Below are 17,417 nucleotides of genomic sequence, written 5' to 3'. Positions count from 1 at the left end.
AGAATAGATAACCATGCTGTGTCCACAGACCAGGGCACGCTTAAATGTTTACGGAGTCCTCGATGTCAAGACGTCTCAGAAGAACCAAAATCGTTACAACCCTCGGCCCGGCCACCGATCGTGATAATAATTTAGAAAAAATCATCGCTGCCGGCGCGAACGTTGTACGACTCAACTTCTCTCACGGCACGCCAGAAGATCACCAGCTACGTGCCGATAAAGTGCGCGAGATTGCCGCAAAACTGGGTCGCCACGTGGCCATCCTCGGTGACCTCCAGGGTCCAAAAATTCGTGTTTCAACCTTCAAAGAAGGCAAAGTTTTCCTGAATATCGGCGACCGCTTCCTGCTGGATGCCAATCTGGGTAAAGGCGAAGGCGATAAAGAACGCGTCGGTATCGACTACAAAGGCCTGCCGGCAGATGTGGTGCCGGGCGATATCCTGCTGCTGGATGATGGCCGCGTGCAGCTGAAAGTGCTGGAAGTTCAGGACATGAAAGTGTTCACAGAAGTCACCGTGGGTGGCCCGCTGTCGAACAACAAAGGCATTAACAAACTGGGCGGCGGACTCTCAGCTGAAGCGCTGACCGAAAAAGATAAAGCGGATATCATCACTGCCGCCAAAATCCGCGTCGACTATCTGGCCGTCTCTTTCCCACGCTGTGGCGAAGATATGAATCTGGCACGTCGTCTGGCGCGCGAAGCGGGTTGTGACGCCAAACTGGTCGCAAAAGTGGAACGTGCCGAAGCGGTCGCCAGCCAGGAAGCGATGGATGACATCATTCTGGCCTCTGATGTAGTGATGGTGGCGCGTGGCGATCTGGGCGTTGAGATTGGCGATCCGGAACTGGTCGGCATTCAGAAAGCATTGATTCGTCGTGCCCGCCAGCTTAACCGCACCATCATTACCGCGACGCAGATGATGGAGTCGATGATCACTAACCCGATGCCGACCCGCGCAGAAGTGATGGACGTGGCGAACGCCGTGCTGGATGGCACCGATGCCGTGATGCTCTCTGCGGAAACCGCAGCGGGTCAGTATCCGGCTGAAACTGTCTCCGCGATGGCGAAGGTCTGCCTGGGCGCGGAGAAGATCCCGAGCGTCAACGTCTCCAAGCATCGTCTGGACGTGCAGTTCGACAATGTCGAAGAAGCGATTGCTATGTCATCCATGTACGCCGCGAACCACCTGCAGGGCGTCACCGCGATCATCACCATGACCGAGTCGGGCCGTACCCCGCTGATGACCTCACGTATCACCTCAGGCCTGCCGATTTTTGCCATGTCACGCCATGAACGCACACTGAATCTCACCGCGCTCTATCGCGGCGTAACGCCGGTGTTCTTCGACAGCAATAACGACGGTGTGGCTGCTGCACACGATGCGGTTAACCTGCTGCGCGACAAAGGCTTCCTGGTCTCTGGCGATCTGGTCATTGTGACGCAGGGCGATGTGATGGGCGCCACCGGCACCACCAATACCACACGTGTGCTGCGCGTGGATTAATTGAGCCCGGGTTTACATTGTCGGTGTAGAATAAACGACGCGACTGCCTGGCAGTCGCGTTTTCTTTTCTGACAAGGAGGCCAGATGGCCCGTTTCCACCCCATCAGCCAGCTTACCGGCCGAATTTTACTCTTTCCTCTGGCGTTAGTGCTGTTCGAGTTTGCCACCTATATTGCTCATGACATGATCCAGCCTGGCATGCTGATCGTCACCAGCGAATTTTCCGTCGGCCCTGAATGGGTCTCCACCTCACTGACCGCCTACCTGATTGGCGGCGTGGTGCTGCAATGGCTGCTGGGCCCTCTCTCTGATAAGTTTGGCCGGCGACCGGTAATGCTCTTCGGCATCCTGTTTTTTGCCGTCGCCTGCATGCTGATGCACTGGGTCAGCTCGATTGAAGAATTTGTCAGCCTGCGCTTTATTCAGGGCATCAGCCTCTGCTTTATCGGCGCGGTCGGCTATGCCGCAATTCAGGAAGCCTTCGATGAGGCGCTGGCGGTGCGCATGATGGCGCTGATGGCCAACGTGGCGCTGCTGGCTCCGCTGGCGGGTCCGCTTGCCGGTGCAGCCTGGCTCACCATTGGCAGCTGGCGCAGCATGTTCTGGCTGTTTGCCGCCTGCAGCCTGGTCGCCTTTGTGGTGCTGTGGCGTGTGATGCCCGAAACCGCAGGTGACCGCAGTCATTCCATCGCCCTGCCCAATCTGGCACGCAACTATGGCCGGCTGATGAAAGACCGGCTGGTGATGTTTGGTTCCTTCGCTATCGGGCTGGTGTTTATCCCGATCCTCACCTGGGTTGCCCTTTCGCCGGTAATCCTGATGCACGACGAAGGTCTGTCACGCATGCAGTACGCCCTGTTGCAGCTGCCGGTGTTTCTGGCGATGATCGCCGGTAACCTGACGCTGAGTAAGCTGGCGGGACGCGTGCCGATTGAACAGCCGGTGAAGTTCGCCGCCTGGCCGATTCTGATTGGTCTGAGCCTGGCGCTGGTGGCGAGCCTGATGAACAGCCACGGTTATCTGCTGATAACCGCTGGCCTGAGTCTCTACGCCTTTGGCGCGGGCATGGTCAATGCCGGACTGTATCGCCTGACGCTCTACGCCAGCAACGAAGGCAAAGGCAGCGTGGCAGCGATGCTGGGAATGATCAGTATTATGACGCTGGCGGTGGGAATTGAGCTGGCGAAAAGCGGCTACTTCAGCGGCGGCACGCTGTGGTTCTGCCTGGTCAACTTTATCAGCGGCGTGCTCTGGTTTGGCCTGGTGATCCTGTTTATGCGCGAGCGTAAACGTCGCAGCAGGCTGGAGGCGTTATAAAAAGGCAGCCCAGCCACAGGTGTGTCCTGAGCAGGCAGCTCAGAAGCTCAAAGCAAGGGAGCACACACCTGTAGCCAGTGATTAGGAGATAAGAAAAGGCCGTTTTCGCGGCCTTTTTGCTATTTGCGCGGATAGAGATCTTTGCGCGAATAGGGCTCGATGTCACCCTCTTTGCGGGTCTTCAGCAGCTTGAGGATCCAGGTGTACTGCTCGGGATGCGGGCGGACAAACACTTCCACTTCTTCATTCATCCGGCGAGCCAACTGGTGATCGTCAGCTTCCAGCAGATCGTCCATCGGCGGACGCACATAAATCTCAAGCTTGTGCGTTTCGCTGTTATAAACCGGAAACAGCGGCACCACACGAGCGCGGCAGACTTTCATCAGTCGCCCTACCGCAGGCAGCGTCGCTTTATAGGTGGCAAAGAAATCGACGAACTCGCTGTGCTCCGGGCCATGATCCTGATCGGGCAGGTAGTAGCCCCAGTAGCCCTGACGGATCGAACTGATAAAGGGTTTAATGCCGTCGTTGCGGGCATGAAGCCGTCCGCCATAACCGCGGCGTGCGGTGTTCCACGCATAGTCCATCAGCGGATCGCTCTGGTTATGGAACATTGCCGCCATCTTTTGCCCTTCTGACGCCAGCAGCATGGCAGGAATATCCACCGCCCAGCCGTGTGGCACCAGGAAAATCACATTCTGCTGGTCCGCTTTCATCTGGTCGATAATGTCACGACCATGCCACTCTACACGTTCACGGATACTCGCCGGATCGCGCAGCACCAGCTCGGTCATCATTGCCATCGCCTGCGGTGCCGTCGCAAACATCTCATCGACCAGCGTTGCACGCTGCGCCTCGCTGAGTTCCGGCAGACAGTAATAGAGGTTAATCAGCGCACGGCGACGTGCGCCCTTTGCCAGCTTACCGGCGAATTTGCCTAACCGACCCAGCAGCGGATCGCGCACTTTCGGCGGTAAATACGCCAGACCCGCCAACGCACCAATTGCCAGCCAGCTGCCCCAGTATTTAGGTTTGAGAAAAGAACGTTCAAAAACGGGAATAAATTCAGTGTTATTTTTTTTACGGGTTTCCATGCACTCGCCTCAAGCAATGACCGGCTAATGATAGTGACGACCTGAAAATTTGCAATCATCCTGCGCCAGATAGCAAAAAACCGACGGGGAACCCGTCGGTTTTTGCGCGATTTAACGAGATTCGCTTACTTCAGACCCAGCTGAGGCAACCAGGATTTAACCTGTGCCATGTAATCGCTGCGATCTTTACCGGTCAGGCCTTCCATACGCGGCAGTTTCGCCGTTAAGGGGTTGACCGCCTGATTATTGATCCAGATTTCGAAATGCAGATGCGGCCCGGTGGAACGTCCGGTGTTGCCTGACAGTCCAATACGGTCACCACGCTTCACTTTCTGGCCTGGCTTCACCAGCACTTTCTTCATGTGCATATAGCGCGTCATATACTGACGGCCATGACGAATCGCGACATAGTTACCCGCGGCACCGCCGTTCTTCGCCACCACTATTTCACCATCACCCACTGCCAGCACCGGCGTACCGATCGGCAGCGCAAAGTCGACGCCTTTATGAGGCGCAATGCGGCCGGTAACCGGGTTGAGACGACGCGGATTAAAGTTAGAGGAGACACGATACTGCTTAACCGTCGGGAAGCGCATAAAGCCGCGCGCCAGACCGGAGCCGCTGCGATCGTAGAACTTGCCATCTTCGGCGCGGAAAGCGTAATAGTCTTTACCCCCGCTGCGCAGGCGCACACCCAGCAACTGACTTTGCGCACTCTTGCCATCCAGCATTTCGCGTGACATCAGTACACTGAACTGATCACCTGCACGCAGCTTACGGAAGTCCATCTGCCACTGCAGCGCTTTGATTACGGCGCTGGCTTCGGCACTGCTCAGCCCGGCACGCTGGGCGCTGGCGGCAAAACTGCCGCGTACTTCGCCCTGCATCACGCTGTTGCGCCATTCGCCCTTCTGCATCTCCGCATCCATCTTAAAGCCACCTTTAGGGGTGCGCTCATAGGTGCGGGTTTCACGGCGGGAAATTTCCCAGCTCAGGGTTTTCAGGCCGCCATCATCATCCAGCGTCCAGCTCAGCTGCTGACCAACCTGCAGATTACGCAGATCGCGGTCGCTCATCACCAGCGCATTAATGTCACTGATGTCGATGCCATACTGATTCAGGGCACTGCTCAGGGTATCGCCGGATGAAACGGTGTAGTCGTGAACACCGGCCGTTTCGGGCACGTCAGTGTCCACATCGTCCGCAGGCAATTCTTCTTCCGGTTCCGGTGTGCTCTGATCGATAGGCTCACTGGCTTCCGGCAACAGCGTGCGGAAGGTGTTCTTATCCAGTTCAATGTTTTTGACGATGGGCGTCACATCATCCGAAGGATGATAAACGTAAGGCCGCCAGACAGCGACGGCCAGAGTGACTACAGTTAAAGAACCCAGCATTACGCGGTGGGGGCGCGGCAAATTATTAAATGCGAGGGCGACAGAGCGGGCTATCTGCTGCACTTTTACCTATTCCTCATGCTCCATTCAGGCAGCTTTCATACTGGCTCGACAGTTGTGAGAGGAATTTCACATAGCTGTCTTTGGCTAAGCTGATGTCTGTTCCCAGGGGATCGAGCGTGCCTTTACGCACCTGCGTTCCGCGGGCGACAGCATCGATGACTGCTGGCCTGAATTGTGGCTCAGCAAAGACGCAGACCGCCTTTTGCTCAACCAACTGTGTTCGTATCTGATGTAAACGCTGAGCGCCCGGTTGAATTTCAGGATTGACGGTAAAGTGCCCGGTGGGCGAGAGACCGTATTGTTTTTCAAAGTACGTGTAAGCGTCGTGAAAAACGAAATATCCTTTATTTCTGACCGGAGCGAGTTGTGCGCTAACGCGTTTGTCCGTGTCCGCCAAAGCTACCTCAAACTGCTGGAGGTTGGCGTCAAGTTTGGCTTTATCTTGCGGCATAAGTTCCAATAATTTTCCATGGATTGCAACCGCGGTCTTGCGCGCAATCTCTGGCGACAACCACAGGTGCATATTAAACTCGCCGTGATGATGGTGATGGGCATCGGCCTCCTGTTCTTCGGATTTTTCCGCTGTGTGTTCATCTTCATCTTCACCACCGCTAATCAATAACGGTTTTACCCCGTCGATGTTCACCATCGCGAGGTTTTTTTGGGCCGGAAGTTCAGCCGCAGACTTCGCCATAAAGGCTTCCATTTCAGGCCCGACCCATACAACTAAGTCCGCGTTTTTTAAGCGTTTTGCATCTGAGGGCCGCAGGGAATAGTCGTGTTCAGAGGCACCGTCCGGTAGCAGAACGTCAACCGGTGTGACACCATCGGCAATGGCCGCAGCAATAAACCCTACCGGTTTGAGTGAAGCCACGACATTCGCCTGAGCTGGAAGGGTTAACGAAGCTGTAACGGAGAAAGCAGTTAAGGCGAAAATTGCGCCCTTTTTATTATGTAACATATTGCGTCATTCCATCGTGACCATGAGGTGGAATGTGATATTATAACATTCGAAATTCTGTGCAACCTGTAAATACTATGACCTCACTTGTCACACTCGATAATGTTTCGATAAAGTTTAACCAGCGCAATGTGTTATCCGGTGTCAGCCTGGCACTGCAGCCTGGCCGCATCCTCACCCTGCTGGGTCCTAACGGTGCCGGAAAATCAACGCTGGTGCGTGTGGTGCTGGGACTGCTCGCTCCCACCACCGGTAGCGTTAAGCGTGATCCCGGCCTGCGAATTGGCTATGTGCCACAGAAGCTGCACATCGACCCGACCCTGCCGGTGACGGTTGAACGCTTTATGCGTCTGACCCGTGGCAGCAAAAACGCCGAGATCCTGCCGGCACTCAAACGCGTGCAGGCGGGTCACCTGCTCAACGCCCCGCTGCAAAAGCTTTCCGGTGGTGAAACCCAGCGTGTGCTGCTGGCGCGCGCCCTGCTGAATCAGCCTCAGTTGCTGGTACTCGATGAGCCTACCCAGGGTGTGGATGTGAATGGTCAGGTGTCACTCTATGACCTTATCAATCAGTTACGCGTTGAACTGAACTGCGGCGTACTGATGGTCTCCCACGATCTGCATCTGGTGATGGCCAAAACCGACGAAGTGCTCTGCCTTAACCATCACATCTGTTGTTCCGGCACCCCGGAAGCGGTATCGCAGCATCCGGAATTTATCGCCATGTTTGGTCCGCGCGGCGCGGAGGAGCTGGCGATTTATCGTCATCATCATAATCACCGTCACGACCTTCAGGGACGTATCGTTTTACGCAAAGGACAGGGTCCATCATGATTGAGTTGTTATTACCGGGCTGGATAGGCGGTGTGATGTTAGCGCTGGCTGCCGGTCCGCTGGGATCGTTTGTTGTCTGGCGCAAGATGTCCTATTTCGGCGATACCCTGGCGCATGCCTCTCTGCTTGGCGTGGCATTTGGCCTGCTGTTTAACGTGAATCCTTACTACGCGGTGATTCTGGTCACGGTCTGCCTGGCGCTGGGACTGGTCTGGCTGGAGCGTCGTCCACATCTGGCTATCGATACCCTGCTGGGGATTATGGCGCACAGCGCGCTGTCGCTGGGCCTGGTGGTGGTCAGCCTGATGAAGAACGTTCGCGTCGATCTGATGGCTTATCTGTTTGGCGATCTGCTGGCGGTGACGCCAGACGATCTCTGGATGATGGGTGGCGGCGTGGTGATCGTGCTGCTGGTGATGGCGTGGCAGTGGCGGTCGCTGCTGTCGATGACCATCAGCCCGGAACTGGCACAGGTGGATGGCGTCAATATCCAGCGTACCCGTCTGATCCTGATGCTGGTCACGGCGCTGACGATTGGGGTGGCGATGAAGTTCGTGGGTGCGCTGATCATCACCTCACTGCTGATTATCCCCGCTGCGACCGCTCGTCGCTTTGTGCGTTCACCGGAAGGCATGGCGGCCGTCGCCGTAGTCATCGGGGTGATTGCCGTCACCGGCGGCCTGACCTTCTCCGCCTTCTACGACACGCCTGCCGGGCCGTCAGTGGTGCTCTGCGCCGCCATCCTGTTTATTTTCAGTATGGTCCGGAAACCAGCAGTCTAGTTACTCTTCGCGCGTGATGCCGAAGTGACGATAAGCGTGCTGCGTGGCCATCCGGCCACGCGGTGTGCGCTGAATGAAGCCCTGCTGAATCAGGAAGGGTTCAATCACATCTTCGATGGTTTCGCGCTCTTCACCAATGGCAGCAGCCAGGTTATCCAGCCCCACCGGCCCACCCATAAATTTGTCGATGATTGCCAGCAGCAGTTTACGGTCCATATAATCGAACCCTTCGCTGTCTACGTTAAGCATATCCAGCGCGCTGCAGGAGACTTCACCGCTCAGGTCACCATTTGCCCGCACTTCGGCGAAGTCACGAACGCGGCGCAGCAGGCGGTTGGCGATACGCGGTGTGCCGCGGGCGCGACGGGCAATTTCTAACGCCCCTTCGTCACTCAGCGCCAGACCCAGACAGGCGGCGCTGCGGCCTACGATGTGCTGCAAATCTTTAACCTGGTAGAACTCAAGCCGCTGCACAATGCCGAAACGATCGCGCAGCGGCGAGGTCAGCGAGCCAGCACGCGTGGTGGCACCAATCAGGGTAAACGGCGGCAGATCGAGCTTGATTGAGCGCGCAGCCGGGCCTTCGCCGATCATGATATCCAGCTGATAATCTTCCATCGCCGGGTAGAGTATCTCTTCCACCACCGGTGAGAGGCGATGGATTTCATCGATAAACAGGACGTCATGCGGTTCAAGGTTGGTCAGCATCGCCGCCAGGTCGCCCGCCTTTTCCAGCACCGGACCTGAAGTAGTGCGAAGATTAACGCCCATCTCGTTGGCCACGATGTTCGCCAGGGTGGTTTTACCCAGTCCCGGCGGACCGAAGATCAGCAGATGATCGAGCGCATCGCCGCGCAGTTGCGCTGCCTTGATGAAAATCTCCATCTGCTCTCGCACCTGCGGCTGACCGACATACTCGGTCAGCATCTTCGGGCGAATAGCGCGGTCAATAACCTCTTCTTCGCTGATACTGGCAGCGGAGATCAGGCGGTCGGCTTCTATCATGACTTACCTCAAATGGCGGCGCGTAGCGCTTCGCGGATCAGGGTTTCGCAATCCGCATCCGGTCGACCGACTTTACTGATCATACGGCTCGCTTCCTGCGGTTTATAACCCAGTGATACCAGCGCTGCAACCGCTTCGGCTTCCGCATCATTGGTTTCCGGCTCGGCGCTCGGCGTGGTCAGCGTAAAGGCAGAATCGCCGCCAAACAGGTCGCCGTGCATTCCTTTGAAGCGGTCCTTCATCTCGACCACCAGACGCTCAGCCGTCTTTTTGCCCACGCCTGGCAGTTTCACCAGTGACGCGATCTCCTCTTTCTCAACAGCGGTCACAAACTGCTGCGCCGACATGCCGGAGAGGATCGCCAGCGCCAGCTTAGGTCCTACGCCATTCACTTTAATCAGTTCGCGAAACAGCGCGCGCTCCTGCTTGCTGTTAAAACCAAACAGCAGCTGCGCATCTTCACGCACCACAAAGTGGGTAAAAATCACCGCTTCGTGCTGAAGTTCAGGCAACTCATAAAAACAGGTCATGGGCATATAAATTTCATAGCCGACGCCGTGTGCCTCAAGCAGCACCAGTGGCGGCTGCTTTTCCAGAATATTGCCCCGTAAACGACCTATCACCTGAACGCTTCCTTAACTAACGAATGTGGCGGATTTTATAACATAAAAAAGGCTGGATGAATATCCAGCCTGTGAGTGCGACCTGAGCGATGACGGCTAACCTGAGCGTAACCGTCCGCGCGTCAGCACCAGCTTGCTGTCACTCATGCGAGCCGCATTCTGAGCCACATGACAGTGCGTAATGGCAATTGCCAGCGCATCGGCGGCATCTGCCTGTGGGTTCGCCGGCAACTTCAGCAGGGTTCGCACCATGTGCTGCACCTGACTTTTCTCGGCGCTGCCGATGCCAACCACGGTCTGTTTAACCTGACGGGCGGCATACTCAAACACCGGCAGATCGTGGTTAACCGCGGCAACAATCGCGGCACCGCGGGCCTGGCCCAGCTTCAGTGCGGAGTCTGCATTCTTCGCCATGAACACCTGCTCAATGGCGAAGAAGTCGGGTGAAAACTGCGTAATGATTTCACAGACGCCCGCATAAATCAGCTTCAGACGGGCGGGCAACTCGGTGGTATTAGTGCGGATACAGCCGCTGCCCAGATAAGTGAGCTGGCGGCCAGTCTGACGAATAACACCATAACCGGTGATGCGTGAGCCGGGATCGATACCCAGGATAATCGACATTACGCCTCTTTGGTTAAAGTGATTACGGTAGACGCCATTACAGCGTTTCCGCTACCTCGTCGGAGATTTCACCGTTGTGATAGACCTCCTGCACATCGTCGCAATCTTCCAGCATGTCGATCAGACGCAGCAGTTTAGGTGCGGTTTCCGCATCCATCTCTGCTTTGGTGGTCGGGATCATTGCCACTTCTGCAGTGTCCGCTTTCAGGCCGAGCGCTTCCAGTGCATCACGCACCGTGCCCATCTCTTCCCATGCGGTGAAGACATCAATCGCGCCGTCGTCATAGCTGACCACATCTTCTGCGCCCGCTTCCAGAGCCGCTTCCATCACCGCATCTTCATCCTGACCCGGCGCATAGGAGATCACGCCTTTTTTGTTGAACAGGTAAGCCACGGAGCCGTCGGTGCCGAGATTCCCGCCGGTTTTGGTGAAGGCGTGACGCACTTCGCCCACGGTACGGTTACGGTTGTCACTCAGGCATTCAATCATGATGGCCGAGCCGCCAGGACCGTAGCCTTCATAGATGATGGTTTCCATGTTGGCATTGTCATCGCCGCCCACACCGCGCGCGATAGCGCGATCCATGGTGTCACGCGTCATATTGTTCGCCAGCGCTTTATCCATTGCTGCACGCAGACGCGGGTTTGAGCCCGGATCGCCGCCGCCCAGCTTGGCCGCCGTCACCAGCTCACGAATGATTTTGGTGAAGATTTTGCCGCGCTTGGCATCCTGCGCCGCCTTACGGTGTTTGGTGTTTGCCCATTTACTGTGTCCTGCCATTTTAAATTTTCTCCGATCTTTTACAGGGTGCAGGCTATCCTGCTTGCGAGCCTGTTTACCGTCCGTACGCATACAGGTGACTGACAACCTGAATGCCCCGAGGGCGAGCGTCGCGAAGCATCCTCACGTACAACCGTACGCTGACGATATCGCGCGGGCGGTGAACAACCTCACGGTGCCGATTACGCCTGACTGTTCAATATGTTGGTGAAGTCCTGTTAAAACTCACCAGATTCATAAAATTTAATCTATCCGCCGCCGGAATACCGGGCGATGGCGAGCATTCAGATAAATTCTTCAATTGCCTGGCGGTTACTCCATGATCGGGTTAATGCTGCAGCGTCAGCGGGTGCCATCCAGCGAAACGCCAGATGCTCGGTGAGCATCACATCGCGCTCCGTCGGCAGTTGCAGGCGAAACCAGTGCTCGTGATTATGGGTGACATCAGGGGCATAGCGATGGCGGAAATGGGGAAAGATTTCAAAGTCGATCTGACGCTGACAATCCTCCACCTCCAGCCGCTCGGCCAGCACGTCGATGCCGATTTCCTCATTCACTTCACGACACGCGGTCGCCAGCGGTGACTCTCCCGCCTCCAGGCTGCCGGTGACCGACTGCCAGAACGTGGGATCGTCACGCCGCTGCAGCATCAACACCCGGCCAGTATCGCGCGCCGAAATGACGACCAGCACTGAAACCGGGTGTTTATAGCCCATTATTTATGCTCAGGCTTTTCTTTTTTAACGACCTGAATGCCGAGCTCCAGCAGGGAAGCCGGATTAGCTTCGCTTGGCGCTTCGGTCATCATGCAGGCGGCCGCCGTGGTTTTCGGGAACGCAATGACGTCACGAATATTATCGGTGCCGGTCAGCAGCATGGTCAGACGATCCAGACCAAAGGCCAGGCCCGCATGCGGTGGCGTACCGAACTTCAGCGCATCCAGCAGGAAGCCAAACTTCTCACGCTGCTCATGCTCTTCGATACCCAGAATGCTGAACACCGTCTGCTGCATTTTGCCGTTGTGGATACGCACTGAACCGCCGCCCACTTCATAACCGTTGATCACCATGTCGTAGGCATTCGCCACGGCACGGGTTGGATCGGCAGCCAGCTCTTCTGCGCTCATCTCTTTTGGCGCCGTGAAAGGATGGTGCATCGCAGCCAGACCGCCCTCTTCGTCCTCTTCGAACATCGGGAAGTCGATTACCCACAGCGGTGCCCAGGCTTTCTCATCAGTGATGTTCAGCTCGCGGCCCACTTTCAGACGCAGCGCACCCAGTGCATCCGCGACCACTTTGGCGCGATCGGCACCAAAGAAGATAATGTCGCCATCCTGAGCGCCGGTGCGGCTCAGAATGCCTTCTACGATCTCTGCATTCAGGAATTTGGCAACCGGGCTCTGCACGCCTTCCAGGCCGTCAGCACGGACGTTAACCTTCATCCACGCCAGACCTTTGACGCCGTAAATCTCCACGAACTTGCCATATTCATCAATCTGCTTACGGCTCAGCTGTGCGCCGGTCGGCACGCGCAGCGCGGCAACACGGCCCTTTTCATCGTTAGCCGGGCCAGAGAAGACCTGGAACTCCACGTTTTTCAGCAGGTCGCCGACGTCCACCAGCTCCATCGGGTTACGCAGATCCGGTTTATCTGAACCGTAGCGATGCATCGCTTCGGCAAAGGTCATCTGCGGGAACTCGCCGAGATCAACGCCCTGCACGTCCTGCCACAGATTGCGGATTAAACGCTCCATGATTTCACGCACCTGTGGCGCGGTCATAAAGGAGGTTTCCACGTCGATCTGGGTAAATTCTGGCTGACGATCGGCGCGTAAATCTTCGTCGCGGAAGCATTTAACGATCTGATAGTAGCGGTCAAAACCGGACATCATCAGCAGCTGTTTGAACAGCTGAGGTGACTGCGGCAGCGCATAGAATTTGCCTTTATGTACCCGGCTTGGCACCAGATAGTCACGCGCGCCTTCCGGCGTCGCTTTGGTCAGCATCGGGGTTTCGATATCCAGGAAACCTGCGTCATCCATAAAGCGACGAACGAAGCTGGTGATTTTTGCGCGGGTTTTCAGACGCGTCACCATCTCAGGGCGGCGCAGATCCAGATAGCGGTACTTCAGGCGCGCTTCTTCGCTGTTGGTCTGATTCGAGTCCAGCGGCAGTGGCTCAGAGCGGTTAATAATAGTCAGTGCCTGGGCAAACACTTCCACTTCACCGGTCGCCATGTCGCTGTTTTTGTTCTTCTCATCACGCGCACGCACGGTACCGGTGATCTGGATACAGAATTCGTTACGCAGTTCAGAAGCCAGCTTAAATGCGTCCTGGCGATCGGGATCAAAAAACACCTGCACGATGCCTTCACGGTCGCGCATATCGATAAAAATCAAACTGCCCAGATCGCGACGGCGGTTTACCCAGCCGCAAAGCGTGACTTGCTGACCCACATGAGACAGATTGAGCTGTCCGCAATATTCTGTACGCATAACACTATCCTTTTAACTTCGCCGCTGCATCTGACAGCATCCGGCCGCGTTACCTGTTGCGATGCTGTCGCAAAAATGGCGGTCATTATAATGGAAAAAGCCAGACAGGATAAGCAGATCCGCGCCAAAGCGCCGATTTCCTGTGTGCATTTGCCCCCCAGCCTGACCATAGCGGATAATGGGGTATCTTAATCTGCAGCCAGGAGCGCGCGTGACACTTCGTATTGGCCTGCCCCAGTGGCAGCATTCACACTGGAAACGCTGGGGCATCGAAAGCCTGGCGGACTATGCCCGCTATTTCCATTGTGTAGAGGGAAATACCACGCTCTATGCGCTGCCGAATCCGGAAACGGTGATGCGCTGGCGCGATATGACGCACGATGCGTTTCGCTTCTGCTTTAAGTTTCCCAATACCATCAGCCATCAGGCGGCGCTGCAGCACAGCGACGACCTGCTGACCGATTTCCTGCGCCTGATGGAGCCGCTGGCCGATCGCATCGGTCAGTACTGGCTGCAACTGCCTGCCAGCTTCTCTCCGACGCAGCTCGACGACCTGTGGCGCTTTCTCGACAGTCTGCCGCGCCGTTTTCACTACGGCGTCGAAGTCCGCCATCCCGCTTTCTTCGCTAAAGGGGATGCCGAACGGGCGCTGAATCGCGGCCTGCTGGCGCGCGGCATCAATCGCGTGATGCTCGACAGCCGTCCGGTTCACGCCTCTACCTCGCAAAGTCCGGCCGCGCTGGTGGCCCGCGCGCAAAAACCCCGGGTGCCGCCTCATGCGCTGCGAACCGGCTCACAGCCGATGGTGCGGTTTATCGGCAGCGATAACGTGGAAGAGAGCGTGCCGCTGTTTCAGATCTGGCGTGACAAGCTGACAGAATGGCAGCTACAGGGCGACGCCATGCTGTTTCTGCACACGCCCGATATGGGCCAGGTCTTTCCGCTGGTGCAGGCACTCTGGCCGCAGCTGCAACAGATCGATCCCGGCATAGGTAGCGGACCGGACTGGCCGCAGCAGACGTCACTGTTTTGATTCCTGCCCAGGACAGCGGGCTGCACGCCCGTTAGAATAGAAGCATTATGGACAGTCGCAGGGGTGGCAATGGTTAGCGCGTTATATGTGGTGATGGGTGCATTACTGGTGATGAAATTCACGCTGGACGTGGTCCGCTATCGCCGTTTCTATCGCGTGGCGTATGGTGATGGCGGCTACCACGACCTGAAAATGGCGATTCGCATTCACGGCAACGCCATCGAAACCATTCCGCTGGCGCTGTTTCTGCTGGTAATGATGGAGATGAACGGTGCCGATATCTGGATGGTGCATCTCACGGGTCTGCTGTTCTTTATCAGTCGCCTGCTGCACGCCTGGGGTTTGCGCAGCAGCGCAATGGCAGGACGCAAATATGGCATGCTGCTGACGCTGTTTTCCCTGTGCGGCATGGTGATTTTTAACCTGATCTATATGCCGTGGGAACTGGTGCTGACGCTGCATTAAGCTGGCCTGGGTTAAGGGGTGCAGCCCGCCCCACTTTCTGCGAGAATAGCGCCCTTTCCGTCGTCTCTTCGGATTTTCGATATGTCTGACCGCGATCAACTCTTCTCAGCGCCCATTGCAAAACTGGGCGACTGGACTTTTGACGAGCGTGTAGCTGAAGTCTTTCCTGACATGATTCAGCGCTCGGTGCCGGGCTACTCCAACATCATTTCGATGATTGGCATGCTGGCAGAACGTTTTGTTACCCCGGACAGCAAGGTTTATGACCTGGGCTGCTCGCTGGGCGCGGCCACCCTGTCGGTGCGCCGCAATATTCAGGTGCCGGGTTGCCAGATCATCGCAGTGGATAACTCCCCGGCGATGGTGGAGCGCTGTCGTCGCCATCTTGATGCGTTTCGCGCGGACACACCGGTAACGGTGCTGGAAGCGGATATCCGCGACATTGAGATTGAGAACGCCTCTCTGGTGGTACTCAACTTTACGCTGCAGTTTCTGGAACCACCTGCGCGTCTGGCGCTGCTGGAAAAGATCTGGCAGGGACTGAAACCGGGCGGCGCGCTGGTGCTGTCAGAAAAATTCAGTTTTGAAGATGCCGAAGTCGGTGAGCTGCTGTTTAACATGCATCACGACTTCAAGCGCGCCAACGGCTACAGCGAACTGGAAATCAGCCAGAAACGCAGCATGCTGGAAAATGTGATGCTGACTGACAGCGTTGAAGCTCATAAAGCCCGTCTGAAACAGGCCGGCTTCTCGCACGCCGAACTCTGGTTCCAGTGCTTTAATTTTGGATCTCTGGTGGCGTTGAAATGATCGACTTTGGCCGTTTTTATCAGCAAATTGCGGTGGGACCGCTGGCGAAGTGGCTGGAAGTGTTACCGGCGCAAATCAGCGAGTGGCAGCGTGAAAACCTGCATGGGCACTTCCGCGACTGGTACAAGTCGCTGGAGTATCTGCCGCTGCTGGAACCTCAAAAGCTTGACCTGCTGCACAGCGTTACTGCCGACCGCGATGACATCAGCGATCGCCATCGTCAGGGTATTGAGAAATTACTGCGCAACCTGATGCCGTGGCGCAAGGGGCCCTATTTCCTTTATGGCACCCACATCAACACCGAATGGCGTTCGGACTGGAAGTGGGAGCGCGTACTACCGCACATCTCTCCACTGGCCGGCCGCACAGTGCTCGATGTGGGCTGCGGCAGTGGCTATCACATGTGGCGGATGATTGGCGCGGGTGCCCATCTGGTGGTCGGCATCGATCCAATGCAGCTGTTCCTGGTGCAGTTCGAAGCGGTGCGCAAGCTGCTGAACGACGATCGCCGGGCGCATATGCTGCCGCTGGGCATTGAGCAGTTACCGGTGTTGCAGGCGTTCGATACCGTGTTCTCGATGGGCGTGCTCTATCACCGCCGTTCGCCGCTCGATCACCTGTTACAGCTTAAGAATCAGCTGGTCAGCGGTGGTGAACTGGTGCTGGAGACGCTGGTGATTGAGGGCGATGTGAATCAGGTGCTGGTGCCCGGTGAGCGATATGCGCAGATGCGCAATGTCTTCTTCATTCCCTCAGCTGAAGCGCTGAAAAGCTGGCTGGAAAAAAGCGGCTTTGTCGATGTCCGGATTGTTGATTTCGCCCTCACTACCACTGAAGAGCAACGCCGTACTGACTGGATGACCAGCGAGTCTCTGGCTGAATTCCTCGATCCCGATGACCCCAGCAAAACGGTCGAGGGCTATCCGGCGCCTCTGCGCGCCGTGCTGGTCGCCACCAAACCGTAATGCCCTAGCGGCGAGACAACGCCAGTTTCGCCGCAAATCCTATAAACACGCAGCCGGTCAGGCGATCCATCACCTTCAGCACCCGCGGTTTTCGCAAATGACCGGCGAAATAGTGGCTGCCGCCAATCAGTACCGCATTCCAGATCAGCCCCAGTAGCATGTGTGCCAGCGCCATCAGACTACACCAGAGCGCCACCGACGCCCCCGCCGGGATAAACTGTGGCAAAAAACTCACATAGAAGATCCCCACTTTGGGGTTTAGCAGATTGCCCAGCAGCCCGCGGCTGAAGCAGGCAAGATAGCCCTGCTGCAGCGCCGGTTGTTGCGAGTCGATTGCTGCCTGGCGGGGTTTCAGCAACAATTTCAGCCCCAGATAAAGTAACCAGGCGGCACCCAGCCACTTAAGCAGGTTATAGGCCATTTCGGAGGCCAGCAGCAGCGCGCCTAATCCGAATCCCACCGCAACACCCCAGACCAGACAGCCGAGCGTGATACCCAGTGCCGTCACGCTGGCGCGCTTTGCGCCCTGAGCGACTGCAGAGCGCAGCACCAGCGCGGTATCAAAGCCCGGCGTCAGCGTCAGTATGGTGATGGCAAACAGAAATGAAAACAGCGTGGTGGTCATGGCGTTCTCCCTGGAGGTAACAGCCGGTCAGCAGCGTATGGGT

18 protein-coding genes are annotated in these 17,417 nt (G+C 56.6%); 8 read left to right on the top strand and 10 right to left on the bottom strand.

All coding sequences use genetic code 11. The features are described 5' to 3' along the window. Positions 1-62 precede the first annotated feature (62 nt). Both pyk and HFD95_RS12160 read left to right on the top strand, forming a co-directional pair. Entirely contained in the window at positions 63-1,505 is a 1,443-nt protein-coding gene (gene pyk / locus HFD95_RS12165; protein WP_010258665.1) for a pyruvate kinase, read from the top strand. 84 nt (positions 1,506-1,589) lie between these two features. Continuing rightward, positions 1,590-2,822: an MFS transporter gene (locus HFD95_RS12160; RefSeq protein ID WP_022625519.1), complete on the top strand. Its 1,233-nt coding sequence runs from the start codon at positions 1,590-1,592 to the stop codon at positions 2,820-2,822. Between the two features lie 119 nt (positions 2,823-2,941). Here the strand turns inward: HFD95_RS12160 and lpxM are convergent, their stop codons facing one another. The 3 genes from lpxM to znuA form a co-directional block, all read right to left on the bottom strand. Next, complete coding sequence (gene lpxM / locus HFD95_RS12155; protein ID WP_122888765.1) at positions 2,942-3,916, bottom strand: lauroyl-Kdo(2)-lipid IV(A) myristoyltransferase; 975 nt, start codon at positions 3,914-3,916, stop codon at positions 2,942-2,944. A gap of 125 nt (positions 3,917-4,041) precedes the next feature. Next, positions 4,042-5,373, bottom strand: a complete 1,332-nt coding sequence (mepM, locus tag HFD95_RS12150; RefSeq protein ID WP_010258653.1) for a murein DD-endopeptidase MepM — start codon at positions 5,371-5,373, stop codon at positions 4,042-4,044. Between the two features lie 13 nt (positions 5,374-5,386). Further along, entirely contained in the window at positions 5,387-6,334 is a 948-nt protein-coding gene (gene znuA, locus HFD95_RS12145) for a zinc ABC transporter substrate-binding protein ZnuA (protein ID WP_033757918.1), read from the bottom strand. Positions 6,335-6,411: 77 nt separating this feature from the next. Between znuA and znuC the strand changes: the two genes are divergently transcribed. Together znuC and znuB are read left to right on the top strand one after the other, a co-directional pair. Next, the gene (znuC, locus tag HFD95_RS12140) at positions 6,412-7,167 is read left to right on the top strand and encodes a zinc ABC transporter ATP-binding protein ZnuC (protein WP_022625516.1); all 756 of its coding nucleotides are present in this window, start codon (positions 6,412-6,414) and stop codon (positions 7,165-7,167) included. Continuing rightward, a complete protein-coding gene (gene znuB / locus HFD95_RS12135; protein WP_010258643.1) occupies positions 7,164-7,949 on the top strand; it encodes a zinc ABC transporter permease subunit ZnuB in 786 nt (261 codons plus the stop codon). The genes znuC and znuB overlap by 4 nt, the downstream gene beginning before the upstream one ends. Here the strand turns inward: znuB and ruvB are convergent, their stop codons facing one another. The 6 genes from ruvB to aspS form a co-directional block, all read right to left on the bottom strand. Further along, on the bottom strand, positions 7,950-8,954 hold the full coding sequence (ruvB, locus tag HFD95_RS12130) for a Holliday junction branch migration DNA helicase RuvB (protein ID WP_010258640.1): 1,005 nt from the start codon (positions 8,952-8,954) through the stop codon (positions 7,950-7,952). It abuts the gene before it with no gap. An 8-nt stretch (positions 8,955-8,962) separates the two neighbouring features. Next, positions 8,963-9,577, bottom strand: coding sequence for a Holliday junction branch migration protein RuvA (gene ruvA, locus HFD95_RS12125; RefSeq protein WP_010670803.1), 615 nt, complete (start codon positions 9,575-9,577; stop codon positions 8,963-8,965). A 96-nt stretch (positions 9,578-9,673) separates the two neighbouring features. After that, complete coding sequence (gene ruvC, locus HFD95_RS12120) at positions 9,674-10,201, bottom strand: crossover junction endodeoxyribonuclease RuvC (protein WP_003849205.1); 528 nt, start codon at positions 10,199-10,201, stop codon at positions 9,674-9,676. Between the two features lie 37 nt (positions 10,202-10,238). Continuing rightward, positions 10,239-10,982 carry a YebC/PmpR family DNA-binding transcriptional regulator gene (locus HFD95_RS12115; protein WP_010258633.1) on the bottom strand — a complete coding sequence of 248 codons (744 nt, stop codon included), beginning with the start codon at positions 10,980-10,982 and terminating at the stop codon, positions 10,239-10,241. A 284-nt stretch (positions 10,983-11,266) separates the two neighbouring features. Further along, the gene (nudB, locus tag HFD95_RS12110) at positions 11,267-11,698 is read right to left on the bottom strand and encodes a dihydroneopterin triphosphate diphosphatase (protein WP_033769243.1); all 432 of its coding nucleotides are present in this window, start codon (positions 11,696-11,698) and stop codon (positions 11,267-11,269) included. Next, complete coding sequence (aspS, locus tag HFD95_RS12105) at positions 11,698-13,476, bottom strand: aspartate--tRNA ligase (RefSeq protein ID WP_167430292.1); 1,779 nt, start codon at positions 13,474-13,476, stop codon at positions 11,698-11,700. The genes nudB and aspS overlap by 1 nt, the downstream gene beginning before the upstream one ends. A 211-nt stretch (positions 13,477-13,687) precedes the next feature. Between aspS and HFD95_RS12100 the strand changes: the two genes are divergently transcribed. From HFD95_RS12100 to cmoB, 4 genes are all read left to right on the top strand, one after another. After that, positions 13,688-14,509: a DUF72 domain-containing protein gene (locus HFD95_RS12100; RefSeq protein ID WP_010258621.1), complete on the top strand. Its 822-nt coding sequence runs from the start codon at positions 13,688-13,690 to the stop codon at positions 14,507-14,509. A gap of 69 nt (positions 14,510-14,578) precedes the next feature. Next, the gene (locus HFD95_RS12095; RefSeq protein WP_010258617.1) at positions 14,579-14,974 is read left to right on the top strand and encodes an MAPEG family protein; all 396 of its coding nucleotides are present in this window, start codon (positions 14,579-14,581) and stop codon (positions 14,972-14,974) included. Between the two features lie 81 nt (positions 14,975-15,055). After that, positions 15,056-15,784: a carboxy-S-adenosyl-L-methionine synthase CmoA gene (gene cmoA, locus HFD95_RS12090; protein WP_010258614.1), complete on the top strand. Its 729-nt coding sequence runs from the start codon at positions 15,056-15,058 to the stop codon at positions 15,782-15,784. Then, on the top strand, positions 15,781-16,749 hold the full coding sequence (gene cmoB / locus HFD95_RS12085) for a tRNA 5-methoxyuridine(34)/uridine 5-oxyacetic acid(34) synthase CmoB (RefSeq protein WP_010258611.1): 969 nt from the start codon (positions 15,781-15,783) through the stop codon (positions 16,747-16,749). Before cmoA ends, cmoB begins: the two co-directional genes overlap by 4 nt. Positions 16,750-16,753: 4 nt before the next feature. Here the strand turns inward: cmoB and HFD95_RS12080 are convergent, their stop codons facing one another. Then, the gene (locus HFD95_RS12080; RefSeq protein ID WP_033757930.1) at positions 16,754-17,374 is read right to left on the bottom strand and encodes a LysE family translocator; all 621 of its coding nucleotides are present in this window, start codon (positions 17,372-17,374) and stop codon (positions 16,754-16,756) included. Positions 17,375-17,417: the final 43 nt, after the last annotated feature.

Origin of the sequence: Pantoea sp. EKM10T (genome assembly GCF_011800685.1) — a bacterium.
Taxonomy (GTDB): domain Bacteria; phylum Pseudomonadota; class Gammaproteobacteria; order Enterobacterales; family Enterobacteriaceae; genus Pantoea; species Pantoea agglomerans.
The sequence above is the reverse complement of the archived record's forward strand: the minus strand, read 5'-3'. Positions and strand labels throughout refer to the sequence as shown.

Excerpts from the sequence above, each read along its gene's own strand:
- nudB (WP_033769243.1), bottom strand. The coding sequence starts at position 11,698 with ATGGGCTATAAACACCCGGTTTCAGTGCTGGTCGTCATTTCGGCGCGC.
- HFD95_RS12080 (WP_033757930.1), bottom strand. The coding sequence starts at position 17,374 with ATGACCACCACGCTGTTTTCATTTCTGTTTGCCATCACCATACTGACG.
- lpxM (WP_122888765.1), bottom strand. The coding sequence starts at position 3,916 with ATGGAAACCCGTAAAAAAAATAACACTGAATTTATTCCCGTTTTTGAA.
- znuA (WP_033757918.1), bottom strand. The coding sequence starts at position 6,334 with ATGTTACATAATAAAAAGGGCGCAATTTTCGCCTTAACTGCTTTCTCC.
- pyk (WP_010258665.1), top strand. The coding sequence starts at position 63 with ATGTCAAGACGTCTCAGAAGAACCAAAATCGTTACAACCCTCGGCCCG.
- aspS (WP_167430292.1), bottom strand. The coding sequence starts at position 13,476 with ATGCGTACAGAATATTGCGGACAGCTCAATCTGTCTCATGTGGGTCAG.
- cmoB (WP_010258611.1), top strand. The coding sequence starts at position 15,781 with ATGATCGACTTTGGCCGTTTTTATCAGCAAATTGCGGTGGGACCGCTG.
- cmoA (WP_010258614.1), top strand. The coding sequence starts at position 15,056 with ATGTCTGACCGCGATCAACTCTTCTCAGCGCCCATTGCAAAACTGGGC.
- ruvC (WP_003849205.1), bottom strand. The coding sequence starts at position 10,201 with ATGTCGATTATCCTGGGTATCGATCCCGGCTCACGCATCACCGGTTAT.
- ruvB (WP_010258640.1), bottom strand. The coding sequence starts at position 8,954 with ATGATAGAAGCCGACCGCCTGATCTCCGCTGCCAGTATCAGCGAAGAA.
- HFD95_RS12095 (WP_010258617.1), top strand. The coding sequence starts at position 14,579 with ATGGTTAGCGCGTTATATGTGGTGATGGGTGCATTACTGGTGATGAAA.
- znuB (WP_010258643.1), top strand. The coding sequence starts at position 7,164 with ATGATTGAGTTGTTATTACCGGGCTGGATAGGCGGTGTGATGTTAGCG.
- znuC (WP_022625516.1), top strand. The coding sequence starts at position 6,412 with ATGACCTCACTTGTCACACTCGATAATGTTTCGATAAAGTTTAACCAG.
- HFD95_RS12115 (WP_010258633.1), bottom strand. The coding sequence starts at position 10,982 with ATGGCAGGACACAGTAAATGGGCAAACACCAAACACCGTAAGGCGGCG.
- HFD95_RS12160 (WP_022625519.1), top strand. The coding sequence starts at position 1,590 with ATGGCCCGTTTCCACCCCATCAGCCAGCTTACCGGCCGAATTTTACTC.